The organism is Stenotrophomonas sp. SrG, assembly GCF_050031795.1.
GTDB classification, from domain to species: Bacteria; Pseudomonadota; Gammaproteobacteria; order Xanthomonadales; family Xanthomonadaceae; genus Stenotrophomonas; species Stenotrophomonas rhizophila_A.
Genome location: NZ_JBNBBE010001389.1, coordinates 1 through 235 on the forward strand (window position 1 = coordinate 1; position 235 = coordinate 235).

1 pseudogene is annotated in these 235 nt (G+C 72.3%); it reads left to right on the forward strand.

Going from position 1 to position 235, the window contains the following annotated elements:
• Positions 1-235, forward strand: a pseudogene (locus ACQG3P_RS23970) (23S rRNA (adenine(2503)-C(2))-methyltransferase RlmN); the annotation flags it as partial.

A 235-nucleotide genomic window follows, 5' to 3' on the forward strand; every position in this document is an offset into this window, starting at 1 on the left:
GGCCTGGCCAACACGCGCGTGACCCTGTCGACCTCCGGCCTGGGGCCGCAGATCGACCGCCTGTCGGCCGAAAGCGATGGGGCGCTGGCGGTGTCGCTGCATGCGCCGACCGATGCGCTGCGCGAGACCCTGGTGCCGCTCAACACGAAGTACCCGCTCCTGGCACTGATGGCCCCGGGCGCGCGCACCCTGCGTGCGCACATCCGCCGCGAACCGGTCACCAGCGAATACCCCC